This is a genomic window from Stenotrophomonas sp. GW821-FHT02D01, assembly GCF_059421765.1.
Map to the genome: position 1 here is coordinate 359,763 of NZ_JBWKVP010000004.1, position 20,773 is coordinate 380,535.

General features: G+C 67.4%; 20 protein-coding genes. 8 read left to right on the forward strand and 12 right to left on the reverse strand.

Annotated elements, in window-relative coordinates; all coding sequences use genetic code 11:
• The first annotated feature begins 31 nt into the window (after positions 1 to 31).
• Complete coding sequence (locus AC07UW_RS11330) at positions 32 to 190, forward strand: hypothetical protein (protein WP_495212075.1); 159 nt, start codon at positions 32 to 34, stop codon at positions 188 to 190.
• Between the two features lie 89 nt (positions 191 to 279).
• On the opposite strand, the gene AC07UW_RS11335 is transcribed toward AC07UW_RS11330, so the two are convergent.
• The gene (locus AC07UW_RS11335) at positions 280 to 834 is read right to left on the reverse strand and encodes a hypothetical protein (protein ID WP_099844155.1); all 555 of its coding nucleotides are present in this window, start codon (positions 832 to 834) and stop codon (positions 280 to 282) included.
• Positions 835 to 975: 141 nt separating this feature from the next.
• On the opposite strand from AC07UW_RS11335, the gene AC07UW_RS11340 reads away from it, so the two are divergent.
• On the forward strand, positions 976 to 1,602 hold the full coding sequence (locus AC07UW_RS11340; protein WP_080149560.1) for a hypothetical protein: 627 nt from the start codon (positions 976 to 978) through the stop codon (positions 1,600 to 1,602).
• A gap of 12 nt (positions 1,603 to 1,614) precedes the next feature.
• On the opposite strand, the gene AC07UW_RS11345 is transcribed toward AC07UW_RS11340, so the two are convergent.
• From AC07UW_RS11345 to dnaQ, 7 genes are all read right to left on the reverse strand, one after another.
• Positions 1,615 to 1,941 carry a low molecular weight protein tyrosine phosphatase family protein gene (locus tag AC07UW_RS11345; RefSeq protein WP_495212076.1) on the reverse strand — a complete coding sequence of 109 codons (327 nt, stop codon included), beginning with the start codon at positions 1,939 to 1,941 and terminating at the stop codon, positions 1,615 to 1,617.
• A 98-nt stretch (positions 1,942 to 2,039) separates the two neighbouring features.
• The gene (uvrD, locus tag AC07UW_RS11350) at positions 2,040 to 4,232 is read right to left on the reverse strand and encodes a DNA helicase II (protein WP_495212077.1); all 2,193 of its coding nucleotides are present in this window, start codon (positions 4,230 to 4,232) and stop codon (positions 2,040 to 2,042) included.
• Positions 4,233 to 4,241: 9 nt separating this feature from the next.
• Positions 4,242 to 5,663 carry an FAD/NAD(P)-binding protein gene (locus AC07UW_RS11355; RefSeq protein WP_495212078.1) on the reverse strand — a complete coding sequence of 474 codons (1,422 nt, stop codon included), beginning with the start codon at positions 5,661 to 5,663 and terminating at the stop codon, positions 4,242 to 4,244.
• A gap of 24 nt (positions 5,664 to 5,687) precedes the next feature.
• Positions 5,688 to 7,106: a cardiolipin synthase gene (cls, locus tag AC07UW_RS11360; RefSeq protein WP_032976786.1), complete on the reverse strand. Its 1,419-nt coding sequence runs from the start codon at positions 7,104 to 7,106 to the stop codon at positions 5,688 to 5,690.
• A gap of 208 nt (positions 7,107 to 7,314) precedes the next feature.
• The gene (gene rpmG / locus AC07UW_RS11365; RefSeq protein WP_170272460.1) at positions 7,315 to 7,482 is read right to left on the reverse strand and encodes a 50S ribosomal protein L33; all 168 of its coding nucleotides are present in this window, start codon (positions 7,480 to 7,482) and stop codon (positions 7,315 to 7,317) included.
• Between the two features lie 10 nt (positions 7,483 to 7,492).
• Positions 7,493 to 7,729 (reverse strand): 50S ribosomal protein L28, encoded by a 237-nt coding sequence (gene rpmB / locus AC07UW_RS11370; protein ID WP_005411638.1) that lies wholly within the window; start codon positions 7,727 to 7,729, stop codon positions 7,493 to 7,495.
• Between the two features lie 239 nt (positions 7,730 to 7,968).
• A complete protein-coding gene (gene dnaQ / locus AC07UW_RS11375; protein WP_100437082.1) occupies positions 7,969 to 8,478 on the reverse strand; it encodes a DNA polymerase III subunit epsilon in 510 nt (169 codons plus the stop codon).
• Between the two features lie 203 nt (positions 8,479 to 8,681).
• On the opposite strand from dnaQ, the gene AC07UW_RS11380 reads away from it, so the two are divergent.
• On the forward strand, positions 8,682 to 9,914 hold the full coding sequence (locus AC07UW_RS11380; RefSeq protein WP_495212079.1) for a nucleotide disphospho-sugar-binding domain-containing protein: 1,233 nt from the start codon (positions 8,682 to 8,684) through the stop codon (positions 9,912 to 9,914).
• Here the strand turns inward: AC07UW_RS11380 and AC07UW_RS11385 are convergent.
• Positions 9,883 to 10,776, reverse strand: coding sequence for a LysR family transcriptional regulator (locus AC07UW_RS11385; protein WP_313250333.1), 894 nt, complete (start codon positions 10,774 to 10,776; stop codon positions 9,883 to 9,885). The genes AC07UW_RS11380 and AC07UW_RS11385 overlap by 32 nt on opposite strands.
• Positions 10,777 to 10,886: 110 nt before the next feature.
• Between AC07UW_RS11385 and AC07UW_RS11390 the strand changes: the two genes are divergently transcribed.
• The 5 genes from AC07UW_RS11390 to AC07UW_RS11410 all read left to right on the forward strand — a co-directional run bounded on the left by AC07UW_RS11390 (position 10,887) and on the right by AC07UW_RS11410 (position 17,521).
• Positions 10,887 to 11,285, forward strand: coding sequence for a RidA family protein (locus AC07UW_RS11390; RefSeq protein WP_059065633.1), 399 nt, complete (start codon positions 10,887 to 10,889; stop codon positions 11,283 to 11,285).
• A gap of 166 nt (positions 11,286 to 11,451) precedes the next feature.
• On the forward strand, positions 11,452 to 11,796 hold the full coding sequence (locus tag AC07UW_RS11395; RefSeq protein ID WP_394196962.1) for a hypothetical protein: 345 nt from the start codon (positions 11,452 to 11,454) through the stop codon (positions 11,794 to 11,796).
• A gap of 56 nt (positions 11,797 to 11,852) precedes the next feature.
• A complete protein-coding gene (locus tag AC07UW_RS11400) occupies positions 11,853 to 13,106 on the forward strand; it encodes a TolC family protein (protein WP_059065635.1) in 1,254 nt (417 codons plus the stop codon).
• Positions 13,103 to 14,302: an efflux RND transporter periplasmic adaptor subunit gene (locus AC07UW_RS11405; RefSeq protein ID WP_495212080.1), complete on the forward strand. Its 1,200-nt coding sequence runs from the start codon at positions 13,103 to 13,105 to the stop codon at positions 14,300 to 14,302. Before AC07UW_RS11400 ends, AC07UW_RS11405 begins: the two co-directional genes overlap by 4 nt.
• A 9-nt stretch (positions 14,303 to 14,311) precedes the next feature.
• Positions 14,312 to 17,521: an efflux RND transporter permease subunit gene (locus tag AC07UW_RS11410; RefSeq protein WP_428703757.1), complete on the forward strand. Its 3,210-nt coding sequence runs from the start codon at positions 14,312 to 14,314 to the stop codon at positions 17,519 to 17,521.
• Between the two features lie 133 nt (positions 17,522 to 17,654).
• Here the strand turns inward: AC07UW_RS11410 and AC07UW_RS11415 are convergent, their stop codons facing one another.
• The 3 genes from AC07UW_RS11415 to AC07UW_RS11425 all read right to left on the reverse strand — a co-directional run bounded on the left by AC07UW_RS11415 (position 17,655) and on the right by AC07UW_RS11425 (position 20,742).
• Entirely contained in the window at positions 17,655 to 19,427 is a 1,773-nt protein-coding gene (locus AC07UW_RS11415) for a DUF885 domain-containing protein (RefSeq protein ID WP_495212081.1), read from the reverse strand.
• 245 nt (positions 19,428 to 19,672) lie between these two features.
• Positions 19,673 to 20,020, reverse strand: coding sequence for a lipid-A-disaccharide synthase N-terminal domain-containing protein (locus AC07UW_RS11420; protein ID WP_025878793.1), 348 nt, complete (start codon positions 20,018 to 20,020; stop codon positions 19,673 to 19,675).
• Positions 20,020 to 20,742, reverse strand: a complete 723-nt coding sequence (locus AC07UW_RS11425; RefSeq protein ID WP_049465064.1) for a glycosyltransferase family 2 protein — start codon at positions 20,740 to 20,742, stop codon at positions 20,020 to 20,022. The genes AC07UW_RS11420 and AC07UW_RS11425 overlap by 1 nt, the downstream gene beginning before the upstream one ends.
• Positions 20,743 to 20,773 lie beyond the last annotated feature (31 nt).

Below are 20,773 nucleotides of genomic sequence, written 5' to 3' on the forward strand. Positions count from 1 at the left end.
CTGCGACCCCCTACCTGAACGGAGATTTCCCATGCAGGACCGCCCCCGCTCGACTTCCAAAACCGGCCTGATCATCGTGCTGGCCTGTGTCGCTGCCTTCGTCCTGCTCGTGGGTGGCTACGAGTTCGGCAAATCACTGGCCAAGGCCGACAACGCTCAGCAGGCTGCGGCCGCCCAGCCAGCACGCTGACCCCGCTCCGGTAGTGCCGGCCGCTGGCCGGCAGCCGCCGCTATCCCGGCACCTGGAGCAGCCGGCCCGCTCCACCCGAAACCGCAGCTTCAGGCGATCTGCACCACGCGTGCGTTCTGGCACAGCGGGTAGCTGCCGACGAATTCAGCGATCGCATCACGCATCGCCTCGAACGACTGGCCGTACATGTACAGCGCGGTCTCGCTCGGGCCCTGCCACCAGCTGCAGATCTCGCCCAGGCCATCGATGCGCTCGGACAGCTGTTCGAACACGTGGTTCGAATCGCACTGCTCGTACACCTCGTCTGGCAGGGTCAGGCCATCCAGATAGATGCCCAGGCCTTCGGTCACGCCGAAGCTGCGGTCGGCCTCGCCTGCGCCCTGCACCTGCGAACCCTTCGGTGCCCCCAGCTGCTCCAGCAGGTCGACCAGCTTGGGCACGCCCGCGGCATCGACCAGTGCCACTTCGATATCGCCGTACTCGACTTCGCCCTCGTCGGACATCGCAGTACCGCCTCCGGTGATCCCGCCCAGATCGGCCGCCTGCAACAGCGCGTCCAGCGGATCCTCGAACAGCTCATGGCGATGCTCGGGCTGCAGCCTGGCGTTCAACTTCACGGTGACATGCAGCGTGGGTTCGGTCATGAGGGCGTTCCTGGGAGATGTGGACGCCATTGTAGAGCCGTGCCATGCCCGGCTGCTTTGCGGCGTCGGCGCGTCGTCCTTTCAGGCGATGTGCAAGCGATAATGCGCGGCGCAAGGACACCATTCCAACAGGGGGAATACATGAAGTCGATCATTACGCTGGCACTGCTGCTGTTGCTCACCGGCTGTGGCATCCGCACCGAAGTGGTGCGCGTGAACGTGCCGGACATCCGGGTGAACCCGGAGCAGGGCCCGGTGGTGGTGGTGGCCCCGGTGCGTGACAACCGCCCCCAGTACTTCCCGCAGGTGCAATCGGCCGCGCGTGCGAAGAACATCGGTGGTGTCATCCGTGCCGGCAATGGCGTGCTGGTGGAGCTCGAAACGTCCACAGCCCCGGACAAGGCACGCGAGATCATGATCCAAGCGCTGCGCAACATGGGTTACAGGACTGCCGACAAGTGCGAGGCATCGTGTACGCATCTGGACGCCACGCTGAACGATTTTTCGGTAAGTGCTCCGGTGAATGTTTGGCGCGCCGCGACGTACACCCAGCAGATGCTTGCAGACATCGCGGTACAGGTGACGGCACGCAAGGATGGCCAGACGCGCACCTTCACGACTACCGGCCATGGCGCAAACATCTTCCAGGTAGCCTCGCGGGAGAACTGGGAGATCGCCCTGGAACGCGCGGTGAAGAGCTTCAGCAGCAGCCTGCAGCAGTCCATGTCCGAACAGGACACGGCCGCGCAACCGCAGGCGCAGGACTGATCGCCGCCCGGGTCAGCGCAGGAACGGGATCACTTTGCGCTTGAGCAGTTCCACCAGCACCGGATCCATGTACTCGTAGTCATCGGGAATATCCAGGCAGATCACCCGCTTGCCGTTCAACCATGCCTTGTAGCGGCTGGAAAGCCGGTTGCGGTGCGCCCGCTCCATCACGAACACCAGATCGGCCCATTGCAGCAGCTCGGGGCTGAGCACTTCCTCAGCGTCGGCGAGCAACCCGGCCGAGGCGGTTTCGACGCTCGGCCAATCGGCGAACACCTGCTCGGCCGTCGGGCTGCGCAGACGGTTCTGGCTGCAGAGGAAGAGCACGTTGCGGGTCATCAGCACTCGCCTTTGTAGAGCCGAGCCCGTGCTCGGCTGCTTTCCATCGCGTCGGGGTCAGGGCCCTCCCTACGGGAGGGATCCGACCCCGGCGGTGATCAGATCACCGTCAGGTTGGCATACGCCATCACCAGCCACTTGCTGCCGGCGTCGGCGAACTCGATCTGCACGCGTGCGTGGGCACCGCTGCCTTCGTAGTCGGTCACCATGCCTTCGCCGAACTTGGGATGGTTGACCAGCGCACCCAGCTTGATCGGCGGCGCTTCGATGGCGGCATGTCCCATCACCCGGCTTGCGCCCATCGACGCCGGCCGCGAGACCTGCACCTTCGGCCGCACTTCGTGCAGCAGCTCGCGCGGGATCTCGCGCAGGAAACGCGAAGGAAGGCTGTAGTTGTCCTGGCCGTGGATGCGCCGCGATTCGGCGTAGCTGAGCACCAGCTTCTGCCGCGCGCGGGTGATGCCGACGTAGGCCAGCCGACGCTCTTCTTCCAGCCGCCCGCTTTCCTCCAGCGACCGTGCACTGGGGAACAACCCCTCTTCCACGCCGGCCAGGAACACCAGCGGGAATTCCAGGCCCTTGGCCGAGTGCAGCGTCATCAGCTGCACGCCTTCCTCGCCGGCCTGCGCCTGGCCCTCACCGGCCTCCAGCGCCGCGTAGGCCAGGAACGCGACCAGCTCGTCCATGTCCTCGCCCACTTCCTCGATGTCGTCGGCACGGCGCACGAAGCGCGAGGCCACCGACACCAGTTCGTCGAGGTTGTCGGTGCGCGATTCCGAATCCAGCGCGTTGCGGCTTTCCTTGCTCCAGTGCTCGCGCAGCTGCGAGCGCACCAGTACATGGTCCACGCGCTCGGCAAGGGTCATCTGCAGGGTCTGCGCCTGCAGTTCGTTGACCAGCACCAGGAAGCCGGCCAGCGCATTGCGCGCACGCGCCGCCAGTGCGCTGCCTTGGGTCACCAGCATGGTGGCTTCCCACAACGAGATGCCCTGGGCGCGGGCTTCGCGGCGCACTTCGTCCAGCGTGCGGTCACCGATGCCACGCGTGGGCGTGTTCACCGCGCGCTCGAATGCAGCGTCGTCGTTGCGGTTGGACAGCAGGCGCAGGTAGGCCAGCGCATCCTTCACTTCGGCGCGCTCGAAGAAGCGCATGCCGCCATACACGCGGTACGGCACCTGTTCGCTCAGCAGCGCTTCTTCCAGCGCGCGCGACTGCGCGTTGCTGCGGTAGAGCACGGCCACTTCGGTGTAGCTGCCGCCGTCGCGCACCCACTGCCGTGCGCGCTCGACGATGTAGCGCGCCTCGTCCATCTCGTTGTACGCCGCGTACAGATCGATCGGCTCGCCGTCACCACTGTCGGTCCACAGCTGCTTGCCGATGCGGTCCGGATTGTGCGCGATCACTGCGTTGGCGGCGCTGAGGATGTTGGCGGTGGAACGGTAGTTCTGCTCCAGACGGATGGTCTGCGCGCCCGGGAAATCGCGCAGGAAGCCCTGCACGTTCTCGACCTTGGCACCGCGCCAGCCGTAGATGGCCTGGTCATCATCACCGACCACGAACACGTGGCCCTCGTGCCCGGCCAGTACCCGCACGAAGGCGTACTGGATGGCGTTGGTATCCTGGAATTCGTCCACCAGGATCTCGCGGAACCGCGCGCGGTAGTGCGACAGCAACGGCGGATTGTCGCGCAGCAGTTCGTGCGCGCGCAGCAGCAACTCGGCGAAATCGACCAGGCCGGCACGGTCACACCGCGCCTGGTACTCGGCGTAGGCCTGGCGCATCGTTTCCAGCCACGCATCGTTCGGTTCGGGCTGGATGTGCTGCGGGCGGCGGCCCTCATCCTTCTGCGCGTTGATCCACCAGGCAATCTGCTTGGGCGGGTACTTGCCGTCATCCAGCTCCAGCGCCTGCACCACGCGCTTGACCAGCCGCAGCTGGTCGTCCGAATCCATCACCTGGAAGCTTTCAGGCAGCTTGGCGTCCTGCCAGTGCAGGCGCAGCAGGCGGTTGGCCAGGCCGTGGAAGGTGCCGATCCACATGCCGCGGCTGCCATGCGGCAGCTGCGCGTCGATGCGATGGCGCATCTCGCCGGCGGCCTTGTTGGTGAAGGTCACCGCGAAGATGCCGTGGGTCGGCACGCCTTCGACTTCATGCAGCCAGGCAATGCGGTGGGTGAGTACGCGCGTCTTGCCCGACCCGGCACCGGCCAGCACCAGGTGGTGACCGAGGGGAGCGGAGACGGCTTCGCGCTGGGCCGGGTTCAGGCCATCAAGCAAGTGGGAGACATCCATGCCTCCATTTTACGGCATCGACGTCGCAGCTCCTGCGACCACCTGCGTGGCCAGTGCCTGCGCCTGCTGACGCAGTTCAGGCACCGCCAGGCTTTCCCACAGGCTGCCGATGCGCAGGCTGCCGAGTACCCCCAGGCGCGCCTGTGGCTGGCCACCCGCTGCACACAACCGGTCGCCCGGCACGCTGCTGTCCAGGCCCAGCCCATGCGGGCCGGGGCGGGCCAGCCCATCGGCCTGCAGCTGCTGCAGCAAGGGATTGCGCAGTGCAGAGGCACGGGTTTCCACACCGGTGGCATTGACCACCGCAGCGATCGTCCACTGCACGTTGCCGCCGCCCGCCTCGCGGCCCGACAGCCGCAGGGTGTCGCCCTCGCGCCACACGCGTTGCAGGCGGGCGCGGTGAACGCGCAGCTGGCCGCTGGCCTGCAGCGCCTGCAACTGCTCGGCCACCGGTTCAGCAATGCGATGGCGGTGCACGTCCCAGTAGCGCACCACGTGGCGCAGGAAGCGGCGCTGATCGGCGGCGTCCAGGCTGCACCAGAGCGCTTGCCCATGCGGGCGGATGCGATCCATCACGCCTTGCCAGGGAATGCCGTCGGCCTGTGCCTGCCGCGCGTGCTGGCGCAGTGCACGCAGACGCCGGCGCAGGGTCATCGTCAGCAGCTCCTGCGGGTCGAACGCCGGCAGACCGCCGTGGGCGTGCGGCAACGGCAGCAGCCCGTGGCGCGAGATCACGTGCAGGGGCCCGCTATGGCCGCCGGCCACCAACGCCAGCACGGTGTCGGCCATGCTCAGCCCGGAGCCGACGATGGCCAGGGCATGGTCACTGGCCAGCGTGCGCACACCGTCATAATCCCAGGCTTCGACCACGTCATCGGCGGGCAGCGCATCGGCGCCGCCCACCGGCAGCGGCCGCATGCTGTTGCCGGTGGCGATCACCACCTGCGCTGCATGCAGCGTTTGGCCATCGCCCAGCTGCAGCTGGTAACCGTGGTCATCCGGCTGCATCGCCAGCACCGGTTGGGCGATGACCTGCAATCGCGCCGCGCTGGCCGCTTCGGCCTCGCGCAGGCGCTGCTGCAGGTAGGCAGCGAAGTAGTGGCGACACACATAGCGTTCGCCCAGCACCTCGCGTGCCTCGCCCGGGTAGGCGTTGGCGTCCTGCAGGAAATCGAGGAAGTCGCCGGGCTGGTCGGCAAAGGCGCTCATCTTCGCCGCCGGCACGTTCAGCAGGTGCTCCGGCCACGGCGTGGCATAGGCAATGCCCTGTGCCAGCTGCGAGGCCGGCTCGAAGATGGCCAGCGCCAGCGGCGCTCGGGCCTGGCGCAACACCTGGATCGCCACCAGCACCCCGGCCGCACCACCACCGATGATCGCCAGGTCCAGTTCGCCACTACGCGGTGAATCAGTCATGCGCCGATTGTAGGCCATCGGCCCTGCCCGGCTGGCGCTGGCCTACATCAAGGCATCGGCCAGGCGCGCGATGCCCTCGCGGCTGCGCAGCCACGCGGGACGCTTGCGCCACTGCTCCAGGTCCAGCAGGCGCGACTGGCGCAGGTAGTCGTCCTCGATGGCACACAACTGCGTGACCAGTTGCCGGTCGTAGCAGATCAGGCCGATTTCGGCATTCAGCGCGAACGAGCGGATATCCATGTTGATCGACCCGAGCACGGCGATGTCCTCATCCACGCTCATGTGCTTGGCATGCAGGAACTGCGGCTCGTACAGCGCGATCTGCACCCCGCAGCGCAGCAGCTCATCGTAGTAGGCCTCCTGCGCCCACGAGGTCAGCCGCTGGTTGTTGCTGGCCGACAGGATCAGCTGCACCTGCACGCCGGACAGCGCGGCGATGCGCAGTGCACTCAGCGTTGCTTCGTCGGGCACGAAGTAGGGCGTGACCATCACCAGCCGGCGCCGGGCAAGATGGATCAGCGCGGCCACCGCATCGCGCGCGTTGCTGTACGGGTAGGCCGGGCCACTGGGCAGCAGCTGGGTGGCGATGTCCTCGCTGCACACCGGCACGTCGGCGATGACCTCCAGGCGCTGCCCGGTTTCGATGTACCAGTCGCTGGCGAACACCGCTTCAAGGTGCGCCACCGCAGGCCCGCGCACGCGCGCCACCAGCTCGCGGTTGGGGTGGCCGGCAACGAATTCAGGGCGCGCCAGGTTCTGCGAACCGACATAGCCCACTTCGTTGTCGATCACCGCGATCTTGCGATGGTTGCGCAGGTCCATGCGTCCGCTGCGGCGCCAGCGCAGGCCGCCGGGCAGCATCGCGCGCACTTCAATGTCACGTGACCGCAGCCGCTTGCTGTATGCGCGCAGGCCCCGCTTGGCGCCGACCGCATCCAGCAGCACGCGGCACTGCACGCCGCGCGCTGCGGCACGCTGCAGGGCTTCGACGATGGCCTCGCCCACCGTGTCATCGAACATCAGGTAGTACAGCAGGTGCACCCGGTCCTGGGCCTGGTCGATGTCAGCGATCAGGGTGTGCAGTGATTCGTCATAGTCGGTCAGCAGGTCGATCGCGTTGCCGTGCACCGGCATGAAATCGCCTTGGCGCTGCACCAGCGGCACCACTTCGGCGCTGGCCGAATCGGGCTTGGGCGTCCAGCGCAGGCGGCGCTGCAGCGCCTGTTCTTCACGGATGACCTGCGAGGCCTCGGCCTGCCGGCGGATGCGCTCGCGCGACAGCCACGGATGCCCGAACAGCAGATAGAGCGGCAGGCCCAGCAGCGGCACGAAGCCGACCAGCAGCAGCCAGCTGCGCGCCGCGCCCGGCGTAGTGCGGGTGGGGATCCAGCACAGCGCCACCAGCCGGATCAGCCAGTCGATCAACAGCAGGTACGAGCCCAGCAGCCACTCGAACAGCATCGCGTCGCCCGTTGGGAGGTGTGGGGCCATTCTGCCCAGCGGGATGTGCAGAGTCGAGCAGCGCTGGGAACAGCGTGCCGACCAACGGGCGGCACCCACGGGGTCGGAACGTGTCGACCAAGGTCGACACCTACCGGGGGCGGGGGAGGCACAAAAAAACCCGCCACGAGGGCGGGTTTTTTCGGAAGCGACCCGCAATCCTTGCGGATTACTTGATCTTGCCTTCCTTGTACGGGACGTGCTTGCGCACGACCGGATCGTACTTGGAGAATTCCATCTTCCCCGGGGTGTTCTTCTTGTTCTTGTCGGTCGTGTAGAAGTGACCGGTACCGGCGGTCGAAATCATACGGACCTTATCGCGCTTGCCTGCCATGATCGTCTACTCCTCAGACCTTTTCGCCGCGCGCACGCAGCTCAGCCAGAACGGAATCGATACCGTTCTTGTCGATGGTGCGCAGTGCATGCGCGGAAACACGAAGCTTCACCCAGCGGTTCTCACTGGCGACCCAGAAGCGGCGCTCGTGCAGGTTGGGCAGGAAACGACGACGGGTCTTGTTGTTGGCGTGCGAGACGTTGTTACCCGTCTGCACTCGCTTGCCGGAAACCTGGCATACGCGGGACATTGCGCACCTCGATAGTAAGTTGTGTCTCCCCGTAGCCCGGGGGACGGCGGCCTCGATGGTTGCCCACCACACGTCAAGAGAATCAAAGGGTTACGCTGGCGTTGGGCGGCCGGGGACGTGCTCCCGGGGGCGCCGCCCGATAGAAAACCGGACACAGCGAGCCGCGCATTATGCACGCAATCAAGACCTTGCGCAACTTACCCACAGGCCATGCCTGAATGCGATGGCGATGCCTGCCCTCAGCGCAGGTGCGGCACCACCTGGGCCAGCAGGTGCGCATCCTTCAGTGCGCCATGCAGGCCGCGGGTGCCGGGAATACGCAGGCGCTGCAGTACATCGTCGAGCTTGTTGGGCATGCCCGGCCAACGGCTGCGGGCCAGCTTCAGGCTGCAGGTCACGCGGCAGTGCTGGGCCAGCCCTTCGGCGATGCCGGCCAGGCGCAACTCGTTGTCGAGGAAGCCGACGTCGAAGGTGGCGTTGTGCGCGACCATCTCGCTGCCACGCAGGAACTCCAGCAGCTCGGCGGCCTTGCTGGCGAACAATGGCTTGCCCACCAGCATGGCATCGCTGATGCCGTGCACGCGCTGCGCGCCCCAGTCCACCTTCCGCTGCGGCTGCAGGTAGGTGTGGAACTGGCGGCCGCTGAGTTGTCCATCGACCAGTTCCACCGCCCCGATTTCAATCACCCGGTGGCCCAGACGATGCGAGATACCGGTGGTTTCGGTGTCCAGTGCAACGACGCGGCTCACGGCGCACGCCGGTATGCAGCGGCCGGCATGCGGCAGACAAGGGAAGGTAGGGATGGCAGTGCGGTCATGCGGTGCTGGATCCTGTTGCGCGCGCCCCGTGCGGCGGGGGCAGATGAGGCGGGATTGTCCCACGCGGTGCGTCGGCAGGAGCGCGGACGAACACAGCGATGTCGGCATACTGGTGATTCACTGCGGAGGCTCCAATGCGACTGCTGGCCCTCACCTACGGCACCGAAGGCGATACGCGCCCGCTGGCCATGCTCTGCCATGGGCTGATCGCGGCCGGTCACGAGGTCATGCTGCTGGCCGACGGCGGCACCCTCGACAGCGCGAAGGCCTTGGGCGTTCCGCACGCCGCGCTGGAAGGCGACATCCACGACGAAGTGGTGGCGCTGGTCTCACGCGGCAATGGCGTGGCCGCCGCCAGCACCGGGCTGGCACGGATGGCGCTGCAACACGTCGCCGGTTGGATGCGCCAGGCCGATGCTGCAGCCGACGGCTACGATGCGATCCTGAATGGTGGCCTGGCTGCGTTCGTCGGCATGAGCGTGGGCGAACGCCACGGCATTCCGGTGATCGGCGCCGGCATGATTCCGCTGACGCCGACGCGCGCGTTCCGCTCGCCCTTCCTGCCGCCCGGACGCTCGCCGGGCTGGTTGAACCGGGCCAGTTATGGCCTGGTCAACGGCCTGATCTGGCGACAGTTCCGCGGCCCGATCAACACGGCCCGCCAGCACGCCGGGCAGCCGCCTCGACGCTCGCTCTGGACCGGCTTGCCAATGCTGTACGGCATCTCGCCGCAGCTGTTGTCACCGCCTTCGGACTGGCCGGCCGACCACCTCGTGTGCGGCCAATGGTCGGCCCCTGCTGCGCCGTGGCAACCGTCGTGCGAACTGCAGGCTTTCCTCGATGCAGGACCGCCGCCGGTCTATCTGGGCTTCGGCAGCATGACCGGCTTCGAGCGCGAACGTGTGCTGCCGGCGCTGTTGTCGGCGCTGGCGCCACGCCGCGTGCTGCTGTTTCCCGGTTGGGTCGGCGTGCCCGACATAACGCTGCCCGACTCGGTACGGGTGATCGGCCCGACCCCGCATGAAGCGTTGCTGCCGCGCTGCGCACTGGCGATCCACCACGGCGGCGGCGGCACCACGCATTCGGCCTGCCGCGCCGGCATACCGTCGATGGTGATGCCGTTCGCCGCCGACCAGTTCTTCTGGGCCGATCGCCTGCAGCACCTGGGCGTGGCACCGGCGCCACTGTCACCCAAGCGGTTGCAGCCGCAGGTGTTGGCCGATGCACTGGCGTTCGCCGAGCATGCGGATACACGCGCACGGGCGGCCGCGCTGGGCGCTGCAATGGCGAACGAGGATGGAGTGGCATGCGGCGTGGCCGCACTCGAGCGGTGGCTCAGCCCAACGTCTCCACCACCCAATCAATGAACACCCGCAGCCGCTGGCTCATGTGCCGGTTCGGCGGGAACATCACGTGCATCGGCATCGGCGGCAACTGCCAGTCGTGCAGCACCGGCAGCAGCTCGCCGCGCGCCACATGCGGTTCGGCCATGTAGCTGGGCAACGCGACCACGCCGAGGCCGGCCAGACCCGCCGCCAGATAGGCATTGCCATCATCGAAACCGATTGAATAGCGCCCCTGCACCTCGATGCGCTCGGCGCCACGCTGCGCGGTGAACACGCGTGCGCGGCCGCTGCGCGGGCTTAGAAAACCTACCGTGCAGTGGTCTGGCCCTTCGAGCGCGCGCGGGTGTTCCGGCACACCGAATTGCTGCACATAGCCAGGGCTGGCATGGAAGCCGATCGGCAGGCTCGCCAACGGCCGCGCCACCAGCGCCGGGTCGGCCGGGGTGCCACCGCGGATCACGCAATCGACGTTGTCGGCGATGACATCGACCTCGCGGTCACTCACGCCGATGTCCAGCTGGATCTCCGGATAGCGCGCCTGGAAGCCGGGCAGCGCCGGCACCAGCAACAGCCGCGCGAACGGGCCGGGAACGTCGATGCGCAGGCGCCCACGTGGCTGTGCGGCGGCATCACCCAGACCACCCTCGACCTCTTCCAGCTCGGCCAGCAGGCGCACGATGCGCGGGTAGTAAGCCGCGCCATCGGCTGTGACACTGACCCGGCGCGTGGTGCGGTTGAGCAGGCGCAGCTGTAGATGCGCCTCCAGCTGCTGCACCAGCTGGGTGACCGTGGTGCGGCTGAGCTGCAGCGTGTGCGCGGCGCGGGTGAAGCTGCCGGTCTCCACCACCCGGGCGAACGCGCGCATCGCTTCGAAACGGTCCATGGCCGTGGCTGTGATTGTTTGGAATATGCAATCAATCTAGACCGATCATCACGGTTTATCCAGACAGCGACAGCGGGGAGGATGGTCCGCTCCCGTCTGGAATCCGTCCCATGTCCCACCGTGATGTTGTCTTTCCCGCCGGCCGGCAGGCGCTGTACGAGCGCAACCGCTATTCGCCGGCGATCCGATCCAATGGCTTCCTGTTCGTTTCCGGCCAGGTCGGCAGCCGCGAGGATGGCTCGCCCGAACCGGACTTCGAGACCCAGGTCCGCCGCGCCTTCGACAATCTCAACGCGGTGCTGGCCGCGGCCGGCTGCACGTTCGATGACGTGATCGACGTCACCGTGTTCCTGGTCGACCCGGAAACCAACTTCGAAAAGGCCTGGGCGATCGTGCCCGAGTACTGGGGCCAAGCGCCGCACCCGACCCTGACCGGCATCGGCGTGACCTGGCTGTATGGCTTCCAGTTCGAGATCAAGGTGATCGCCAAGCTGCCCGCAGACCGGTAGTGCCGGCCGCTGGCCGGCAGCGCATTGCGCCAGCAGGGTTCATAGGGATTGCCGGCCAGCGGCCGGCACTACCCCCGGACACTCGCCTGAACGGAACACGCCGACAAATTCCCGAGGTGGCCATTGATATTGTATCCACCGAAAACCGCTTGCTAGCCTCCCCTCCATGCGCCGGATCGCCCGCCACCTTCGTTCGTACCTGCTGATGCTGCTGATGGCGGCATTCGTGGTCGTGCCGGTGGCCGATGTTCTGGCGTGTGCGGTGGAACCGCACGACAGCACGGTGGTGCATGTGGAAGCCGGTGCCGAAGATGCCGACGGTGACACTGACAACGACGGCAAGCACGCCGCTGCCTGCAGCCACAACCACTGCCACCACTCCAACCTGAGCCTGCCGGCGAGCACCTTCGCCGCCTTTGGCACGCCGCAACCGGCGCGCTGGACGAATGCAGGCGACGCGGCGACCTATGCGGTCGCCCAGGACGAACTGGCACGTCCCCCCCGGGCGTGAGTTGAGCGCGTCCCGCAATCGCGGGCTCCCGTTTCACTCACAACCGGAATCCCCCTATGTCGATCCTGACACGTCGGTCGCCGCGCGCGGCCGGGCTGGTCGTCGCCGTGCTGCTGGGCCTGATCCCCGCCGCACAGGTCGCCGCACAAGCCGCACCTTCGTACGACACCCTGCTTGAACGCCTGGACCAGCTGCCCGGCGCCCGCGTCGGCGCGGCATTGGCCGAGGCGGCCGACGCCCGCGCCGACCAGGCGAGGGCGCTGCCCAATCCATCCCTTTCCTGGTCCGCCGAAAACGCCTGGGGTACAGGCTCCTACGGCGGCATGGGCAGGGCCGACACCGTGCTTACCCTGTCCCAGCCTCTGGAGGTCTGGGGCCAGCGCGGCGCGCGCGTCCGCGCCGCCCGCGCCGAGGCACAGGCCGCTGCCCTGCGTGGTTCGCAGAGCCGCAGCGATGTCGCCAGCCAGTTGGCGGCGATCTACGCACAGGCGGAAAGCGCCCTGCGTCGCTACACGCTGGCCGAAGAAGCGCTGAGCCTCACCCGCGACGATGCGGCGGCGGTCACCGCGATGGTCAAGCATGGCCGCGAGCCGCAGTTGCGTGCCGTGCAGGCACAGAGTGAAGTGGCCAATGCCAGCGCCGCGCTGGATGAGGCGCAGGCCTTCCGCGACGCCGCGCTGGCCCGCCTGGCCGGTGCGGCCCTGCTGGATGCACCGGTGCAGACCATCGACAACAGTCTGCTCGATCGCGCACCGCCAGCACCGCGTGGCGCCACCGATGTGGCTCTGGCCGTGCGTGTGGCCGAAGCCGAAGTTGATGCGGCCGGTCGTCTGGTCGACGTCGAGCGCAAGCGTGCCCTGCCCGACCTCAGCGTTACCGCCGCGCAGACGCGTTTCCGCGAGGACCGCGAACAGGCCTACACGCTCGGCGTCAGTCTCTCGATCCCGTTGTTCGACCGCAATCGTGGTGGCATCCGCGCCGCCAGTGCCGAACAGCGCGCGGCCGAGGCGCGGTTGGACCAGCAGCGGCGCGACAGCGAAGCCGAACGCTTGTCGGCAGTGGCTGGCCTGAAGGCCGCCGGCAGCCGCACCCGCGCGGCCGACGAAAGCGTGGTCGCCGCCGAGGAAGCCTATCGACTGGCGCGCATCGGCTTCGACGCCGGGCGCATCTCGCAGCTGGAATTGCGCAGCACACGCAGTGCCCTCATCGCCGCCCGCGGCACCGCCGTGGATGCGCGCCTGTCGCGCGTCGGCGCGGAAATCGATCTCGCCCGCCTCGAAGGGCGCGCACCCTTTGTGGAGGCCCGATGAACCTGTCCCGTACTTTCCCGCTGGTTGGCGGCTTGTTGCTGACTGCATTGCTGGCCGGTTGTTCCGGCAACGCAGAGGCCCCGGCAGTCTCGGAGCCCGCCGGCAAGGCAACGGCCGACGATGGCCATGGCCACGCCGCCGACAGCACCGATGCCAAGGCCGAAACCGGCAACGCGGCAGATGCCGATGAAGGCGTGGTGCAGCTGACGCCAGAGCAGATCAAGGCATCCGGCATCGACGTGGTGGCCGTCGGCCGCGGCGGGGGTGGTTCGACGCGGCTGTCGGGCCGGGTGGAACCGTCGATCGGTGCACGTGCCTCGGTCGCTTCCACCGTGACCGGTCGCGTGGAGCGCGTGCTGGTCGCACCGGGCACGGCAGTGAAGCAGAACCAGACGCTGGCGATCGTGGTCAGTGGCGAGGCGGCAGTGTTCCGCGCCAATGCGGTTGCCGCCGCCGCGGAGGCCGAGGCGGCGCGCTTGGCCCACGGCCGCGACAAGGCACTGGTCGAACAGGGCGTGGTCGCCCGCCAGGATCTGGAAACGTCGCGTGCGCGATCGCTGGCGGCGCAGGCGCAGGCCGCTGCCGCGCAGGCACAGGCCGCCGCCAACGGTTCGCCCGACAGCAGCGGCCGCGTGCGCATCACCAGCCCGGTGGCCGGCATCGTCGGCAACGTGCAGGTCACGCCCGGCGGCGTGGTGGCGGCCGGCAGCCCGGTGGCCGACGTCGCCGATCCGTCGATGAACGAGCTGGTGTTCACCGCGCCACCGGCGCTGGCCGCGCAGGTCACGCCGGGCATGACGCTGGAAGTGACCGTGCCGGGCGGCAGCTTCAGTGCCACCGTCACCGGTTCGGCCGCCGATGTGCGCCAGCAGGGTGGCGTGGCGGTGATCCGTGCCATGCCGGTGGATGCCGCATTGCCGCCGGCCGGTTCGCCGGTGTCGGCGGTGGTGGTCACCGACGGCAAGGACGGCGCGTTGAGCGTGCCGGCTGATGCGGTACAGAACGTCGGCGGCAGCAGCGCGGTATTCGTCGCCGTCCAGGGCGGCTTCAAGGTGCAGCCGGTACTGGCCGGCCGACGTGCCGGTGACCGCATCGAGATTCTCGGCGGCTTGAACGGCGACGAACGCATCGTCGGCGCCAATGCGTTCCTGCTCAAGGCCGAACTGGCCAAGGGCGAAGCCGAGCACGGGCACTGAGGACCTTCCATGTTCAAGCTCATCATTGAAACCGCGGTACGCCACCGCTGGCTGGTCGTGGCCCTGGCTGCACTCGTTGCCGCCGTGGGCCTGTTCCAGCTCGGCAAGCTGCCGATCGATGCGGTACCGGACATCACCAACCGCCAGGTGCAGATCAACACCGTGGCACCGGCACTGACGCCCGAGCAGATCGAGCGGCAGGTGACCTATCCGCTGGAAACCGCGCTGGCCGGCATCCCCGGCCTGACCACCACCCGTTCGCTGTCGCGCAATGGTTTCTCGCAGGTCACCGCGATCTTCACCGATGCCACCGACATCTACTTCGCCCGCCAGCAGGTGGCCGAACGCATGCGCGAGGCCGCCGAAGCGCTGCCCGAGGGTGCCTCGCCAATGCTGTCGCCGGTCACCACCGGCCTCGGCGAGGTATTGATGTGGACGGTGGACTTCACCGCGTTCGACCCTGCGAAGCTGGCCAAGCCGGGCGAAGCAGGCTGGCAGGCCGGCGAGGTCTACCGCACGCCGGAAGGCAACCTGCTGCGCACGCCGGAAGAACGCGCCACCTACCTGCGCACCGTGCAGGACTGGATCATCGCGCCACAGATGCGCTCCAGCCCCGGGCTGGCGGGCGTGGACACCGTCGGTGGCTACGTGAAGGAATACGGCGTGCATCCGGACAGCGCGCGGTTGGCCGCGCATGGCCTGGGCCTGGCCGATCTGGTGACGGCCCTGCAGCGCTCCAACGTGCAGGCCGGTGCCGGCTTCGTGCAGCGCGCCGGCGAAGGCCTGGTGGTGCGTGCCGACGGTCTGGCACTGACCACCGACGATCTGGCACAGGCGCCGGTAGCCACCCGCAACGGCGTGGTGGTGCGGGTGGCCGATGTGGCCGATGTCGGCCTAAGCCGCGCACCGCGCCTGGGGGCGGCCAGCCGCAACGGCCATGAAGCCGTGCTCGGTACCGCGCTGATGATCGCCGGCGGCAACAGCCGCACCGTGGCCCAGGCGGCCGCCACACGGCTGCAGCAGGTGAATGCCTCGCTGCCGGCCGACATCGTGGCCGCGCCGGTGCTGGACCGCAGCGTGCTGGTCAATTCCACCATCAAGACCGTGGCCAAGAACCTCACCGAGGGCGCGCTGCTGGTGGTGGTGGTGCTGTTCCTGCTGCTCGGCAACCTGCGCGCGGCGACGATCACCGCACTGGTGATCCCGCTGTCGTTCCTGTTCGCGGTGATCGGCATGAACCGCTTCGGCATCAGTGGCAACCTGATGAGCCTGGGTGCGCTGGACTTCGGCATCCTGGTGGACGGCGCGGTGATCGTGATCGAGTCGACGCTGCTGATGCTGGGCCAGCGTCGTGCCGAACTGGGCCGCGCGTTGACCGCGATGGAACGCCTGCGTGTAGCGGCCGATTCGGCGCGAAAGATGGCACGCCCGGCAGCGTTCGGCCAGCTGATCATCCTGCTGGTGTTCGCACCGATCCTCACCCTGGAAGGTGTGGAGGGCAAGACGTTTCACCCGATGGCCGCCACGTTCATGCTGGCCCTGGTGGGTGCCTTCATCTTCTCCTTCACCTTCGTGCCGGCGATGGCCGCGCTGATGGTGCGCGAGCCGAAGCCGAAGGAAGGCGAGGCACACAGTGATGATGGCGAGCACGAAACGAAGCTGATCCGCGTGCTGCGTGGGCGCATCGAACCGATCATCCGCCAGGCCGTCGCGCGGCCGCGCGCAGTGATCGCCGGCGCAGCGCTGATGCTGCTGGTCGGCATTGGTTCGTTCGGCCTGCTCGGCCGCGAGTTCATGCCTACCCTGGATGAAGGCAACGTGGCGATGCAGGCACTGCGCGTGCCATCCACTTCGCTGGAGCAGTCGCTGGCGATGCAGCTGGCACTGGAGAAGGCCATCGCCCAGCAACCGGAAGTGGAAACGGTGTTTTCGCGTACCGGTACCGCCGAAGCGGCAATCGACCCGATGCCGACCAACATTTCCGACAGCGTGATCGTGCTCAAGCCACGTGCGGACTGGCCCGATCCGAAGCTGGGCAAGGAGGCGCTGGTGGCCCGCTTCGAAGAACTGGCCGGCCAGCAGCTGGGCAACAGCTTCGAGTTCAGCCAGCCTATCGAGCTGCGCTTCAACGAGCTGATTTCCGGCGTACGCACCGATCTGGCGGTGATGATCTTCGGCGATGACTTCAGCCAGCTGCAGAAGGTGGCCGACCAGGTGGCGCTGAAGCTGCGCGCGGTGGAGGGCGCGGCGGATGTGCGGGTGGAGCAGATTTCCGGCCTGCCCACGCTCAACGTCAAGATCGACCATGTAGCGGCAGCGCAGTACGGGCTGACCGCCGCCGACGTCAGCGATGCGCTGTCCACCGGCATCGGCGGCACGGCAGCCGGCAAGATCTTCGAGGGCGACCGTCGATTCGATGTGGTGGTGCGTCTGGATGACAGCGCACGCAACGACCCGGATCAGCTGGCCTCGCTGCCGATCGCCACGCCGGCCGGCGTGGTGATTCCGCTGTCCTCGGTGGCACGCATCAGCGTCAGCGAAGGGCCGAACCAGATCAGCCGCAACAACGGCAGCCGCCGGGTGGTGGTGCAGGCCAACGTGCGCGGCCGCGACCTCGGCGGATTCGTTGGCCAAGCACAGGCCGCCGTGGCCGACGTGGCGCTGCCGCCCGGTGCGTACCTGACCTGGGGTGGCCAGTTCGAGAACCTGCAGCGCGCGGAAAAGCGCCTGGCCACGGTGGTGCCAGTGGTATTCCTGCTGATCGGCAGCCTGCTGTTCATGGCCCTGCGCAGCGGCAAGGAAGCGGTGCTGGTGTTCAGCTGCGTACCGCTGGCGCTGGTCGGCGGCATCCTCGCCCTGCTGCTGCGCGGCATGCCGTTCTCGGTGTCGGCCGCGGTGGGCTTCATCGCCGTGTCCGGCGTGGCCACGCTCAACGGCCTGGTGCTGATGCAGGCGATCCGCGAGCGCCTGGACGCCGGTGACGTGCCGATGATGGCCGCGATCAACGGTGCATCCAGCCGTATCCGCGCGGTGCTGACCACCGCACTGGTGGCCATCGTCGGCTTCATTCCGATGGCGATCGCCAGTGGTTCCGGTGCGGAAGTGCAGAAGCCGCTGGCAACGGTGGTGATCGGTGGCTTGATCACCGCCACGGTGCTGACCCTGCTGGTGCTGCCAACCTTCGCTGCGCGGGTGGCCAAGCCAAGGGCGGTGGGGTGAAACATGACGGGGTCGGATCCTGCGATCCGACCCTGTTTTCCGATCCCCGGTAGTGCCGGCCGCTGGCCGGCAATGTCGAACGATTGCGGTGCGTGCAGGTTGCCGGCCAGCGGCCGGCACTACCTTGGAACGGTCAGGCCTTCTTGCGCTCGGCAATGTACGCCTGGATCTGCTGCTCCAGCACCGGCAACGGCACCGAACCCTGCTTCAGCAGCGTGTCGTGGAAGCCCTTGATGTCGAACTTGTCGCCCAGCTCCTTCTCGGCCTGCGCACGCAGGCGCACGATGGCGATCTCGCCGAGCTTGTAGCTCAACGCCTGCCCCGGCCAGGAAATGTAGCGATCCACTTCGGTGGTCACTTCGTGCTCACTCAGCGCCGTGTGGTCACGCAGGTAGGCCAGCGCCTGCTCGCGGCTCCAGCCCTTGCTGTGCACGCCAGTGTCGATCACCAGGCGCGTGGCGCGCCACATCTCGTAGGTCAGGCGACCGAAATCCTCGTACGGGGTTTCATAGATGCCCATTTCCACGCCCAGCTTCTCGCAGTACAGCGCCCAACCTTCGCCATAGGCGGAGATGTAGGCATTGCGGCGGAACTCCGGCAGGTTCTTCTGCTCGGCAGCGATGGCACCCTGCAGTGCATGGCCAGGGTCGGATTCGTGCAGGGTCAACGCCGGCAGGTTGTACAGCGGGCGCGACGGCAGGTTGTAGGTGTTGAGCCAATAGGTGCCCATGCCACCACGGCCGGCGGTCCAGAACGGCGCGATGTCTGGCGGCACCGGCACGATGGTGAAGCGCGCGCGCGGCAATGTCATGTACTTGCCGAGCTGGCCATCGGCGCGCTTGGAGATCCATGCGGCACGCGACAGCAGTTCTTCCGGCGTCTTGGCATAAAACTGCGGGTCGGTACGCAGGAAGGTCAGGAACTCGGCAAAGCTGCCCTTGAACTTCACCTGCTTGATGATGTCGTTCATTTCCTTCTGGATGCGTGCCACTTCCTCCAGGCCGATGCGGTGGATCTCGTCCGGCGACAGGTCCAGCGTGGTGTATTCGTGGATCTGCTGCTTGTAGTACGCCTTGCCGTCAGGCATCGCTTCGGCGGCCAGGGTAGTACGTGCCTGTGGCACGTATTCGTTGACGAAGAAGGTGCGCAGTTGCTGGAACGCCGGCACCACCTTGCCGCTGATCGCCGCGCGGGCCTGTGCCTGCAACTTGGCCTGCTCGGCAGCCGGGACGGTGTTGGGCAGCTTCTTGAACGGCGCATACAACGGCGATTCGGTCGGGTCCTTCAGTTCGGCGACGGTGGCGATGGACACCTCGCGGCCATCGAGCACCGCACGCGGCACGCTGAAGCCGCGCTTCAGGCCGGCACGCATGTTCCCGGTCTGCTGGTCGAAGTAGCGCGGCACATCATTCAGGCGCGCGATGTAGTTCTGGTAGTCCTGCACGGTCTTCATTTCGCGCCGGGCCATGAAGGACAGGTTGGACCAGAACGAGGAATCGGCGTTGAACGGCATCTCGTAGCCGCGCAGGCGCACTTCTTCGGCCAGGTTGAACACCTGGTCGCGGTAGATCGCGTAGTTGACCTGGTTGTCGGGCGAAAGGGTCTTCGGGTCGATCTTCTTCAGCGCGGCCAGGGTCTCGTCCCATACCTCCAGGCGTGCCTGCTGCGCGGCCGGGCCGACGTCGGGCATGCGGGTGGCATTGGCCGGCGCGTCTTCGTCCTCGCTGGCCTCGCCGCCGCCTTGCTGGCGCCACTTCCATTCCTTCTCGTACAGCGCGCGGAAGGCGGCATCGGCGGGCGACTCAGTGGCCACGCTGGCCGGCGCGGTGGCGGTGGGCGGTGCGGCCAGGGCCACGGCAGGGGCAGACAGGGCGATCAGCAGGGCTACGGCAAGACGGGTTTTCACGAGCAAAGGTTCCCGGGAAGGCAGACCCCGATCATGGCACCCCGCACCGCGCATGGCATGGGACGAAGGTCCTGCCTCAGTAGATCCACGCCATGCGTGGATGCTCCTGCCGCGGACGCATCGGGCCAACCAAGGTCGGCATCACCCGGGCACGGCGGCGCCTGCGTGGCCGCTCTGGTAGCTGCCAACCTTGGTTGGCACCCGGAGAAAACCAGCGCCGACCAAGGTCGGCATCTACCAGGGCGTCAGTGACTGGCCTTGTCCCGCTTCCAGCCGCGATGCTTGATGTCCAGCTGCAGGCTGTACAACGCGGTGAACGCCGGGAACAGGTTCTGCAGCACGCCCACCGAGTCCTGCTTGGCCGAGAACAGGAAGTAGCTCAGCGTCATCAGGCTGCCGACCACGCTCATGTACCAGAACAGGCGCGGGATCACCGGCTTGCCGGCGCGCTTGGAGGCGACGAACTGGACCAGCCAGCGGCCACCGAACATCAACGCGCCGGTGTAGCCGATCAGCTTCCAGCCGGTCACATGCAGGCCGGTCCAGTACAACCAGGTCAGCGGCTGGTCCAGCCAGTGCAGCTCCAGATCCATCAACGCTCCTCCACCGCGGTGCGCTTGCTGCGGGTGATCAGCCAGGCCACGCCACGCAGGTCGCGGATGCCGACCAGCGCGCGGCCGAGGTTGTTGTACTTGGACACGCCGGCCGTACGGTGGCGATGGTTGACCGGCACGCTGGTGGTCTTCCAGCCGGCACGCTGCATCAGCGCCGGCAGATAGCGATGCATGTGGTCGAAGTACGGCAGATCGAGGAAGGCGTTGCGCTCGAACAGCTTGATGCCGCAGCCGGTATCGGGAGTGTCATCGCGCAGCATGCGCGCGCGGATGGCATTGGCCCACTTGCTGGCCCAGCGCTTGCTGCCGCTGTCCTGGCGGTTGACGCGCCAGCCGGCGAACAGCTTCACCTGGGCATCGGCCGCATCACGGGCCTCCAGCAGCTTGGGGATGTCGGCCGGATCGTTCTGGCCATCACCGTCGAGGGTGGCGATCCACGGCGCACGCGCGTGCTTGACGCCGGTACGTACCGCGGTGCTCTGCCCGCTCTGCGAGACGTGGTGCAGCACGCGCAGCTCCGGCGTGGTGGCCTTCAGGCCCTGCAGCACGGCCAGGGTGTCATCGCGCGAATGATCGTCGATGTAGACGATCTCGAACGGCAGCCGCCCGCGCAATGCAGCGGTGATTTCGGCCACCAGGGGCGCGACGTTGTCGCGCTCGTTGAATACGGGGACAACGACGGACAGCTCGGGTTGGCTCATGGGGGGACTCGGCCAAGGAGGGACAAAGACC

Coding starts and splice junctions, on each gene's coding strand:
- AC07UW_RS11330 (WP_495212075.1), top strand. CDS start 32: ATGCAGGACCGCCCCCGCTCGACTTCCAAAACCGGCCTGATCATCGTG.
- AC07UW_RS11335 (WP_099844155.1), bottom strand. CDS start 834: ATGACCGAACCCACGCTGCATGTCACCGTGAAGTTGAACGCCAGGCTG.
- AC07UW_RS11340 (WP_080149560.1), top strand. CDS start 976: ATGAAGTCGATCATTACGCTGGCACTGCTGCTGTTGCTCACCGGCTGT.
- AC07UW_RS11345 (WP_495212076.1), bottom strand. CDS start 1,941: ATGACCCGCAACGTGCTCTTCCTCTGCAGCCAGAACCGTCTGCGCAGC.
- uvrD (WP_495212077.1), bottom strand. CDS start 4,232: ATGGATGTCTCCCACTTGCTTGATGGCCTGAACCCGGCCCAGCGCGAA.
- AC07UW_RS11355 (WP_495212078.1), bottom strand. CDS start 5,663: ATGGCCTACAATCGGCGCATGACTGATTCACCGCGTAGTGGCGAACTG.
- cls (WP_032976786.1), bottom strand. CDS start 7,106: ATGCTGTTCGAGTGGCTGCTGGGCTCGTACCTGCTGTTGATCGACTGG.
- rpmB (WP_005411638.1), bottom strand. CDS start 7,729: ATGTCCCGCGTATGCCAGGTTTCCGGCAAGCGAGTGCAGACGGGTAAC.
- AC07UW_RS11380 (WP_495212079.1), top strand. CDS start 8,682: ATGCGACTGCTGGCCCTCACCTACGGCACCGAAGGCGATACGCGCCCG.
- AC07UW_RS11385 (WP_313250333.1), bottom strand. CDS start 10,776: ATGGACCGTTTCGAAGCGATGCGCGCGTTCGCCCGGGTGGTGGAGACC.
- AC07UW_RS11390 (WP_059065633.1), top strand. CDS start 10,887: ATGTCCCACCGTGATGTTGTCTTTCCCGCCGGCCGGCAGGCGCTGTAC.
- AC07UW_RS11395 (WP_394196962.1), top strand. CDS start 11,452: ATGCGCCGGATCGCCCGCCACCTTCGTTCGTACCTGCTGATGCTGCTG.
- AC07UW_RS11400 (WP_059065635.1), top strand. CDS start 11,853: ATGTCGATCCTGACACGTCGGTCGCCGCGCGCGGCCGGGCTGGTCGTC.
- AC07UW_RS11405 (WP_495212080.1), top strand. CDS start 13,103: ATGAACCTGTCCCGTACTTTCCCGCTGGTTGGCGGCTTGTTGCTGACT.
- AC07UW_RS11410 (WP_428703757.1), top strand. CDS start 14,312: ATGTTCAAGCTCATCATTGAAACCGCGGTACGCCACCGCTGGCTGGTC.
- AC07UW_RS11420 (WP_025878793.1), bottom strand. CDS start 20,020: ATGGATCTGGAGCTGCACTGGCTGGACCAGCCGCTGACCTGGTTGTAC.
- AC07UW_RS11425 (WP_049465064.1), bottom strand. CDS start 20,742: ATGAGCCAACCCGAGCTGTCCGTCGTTGTCCCCGTATTCAACGAGCGC.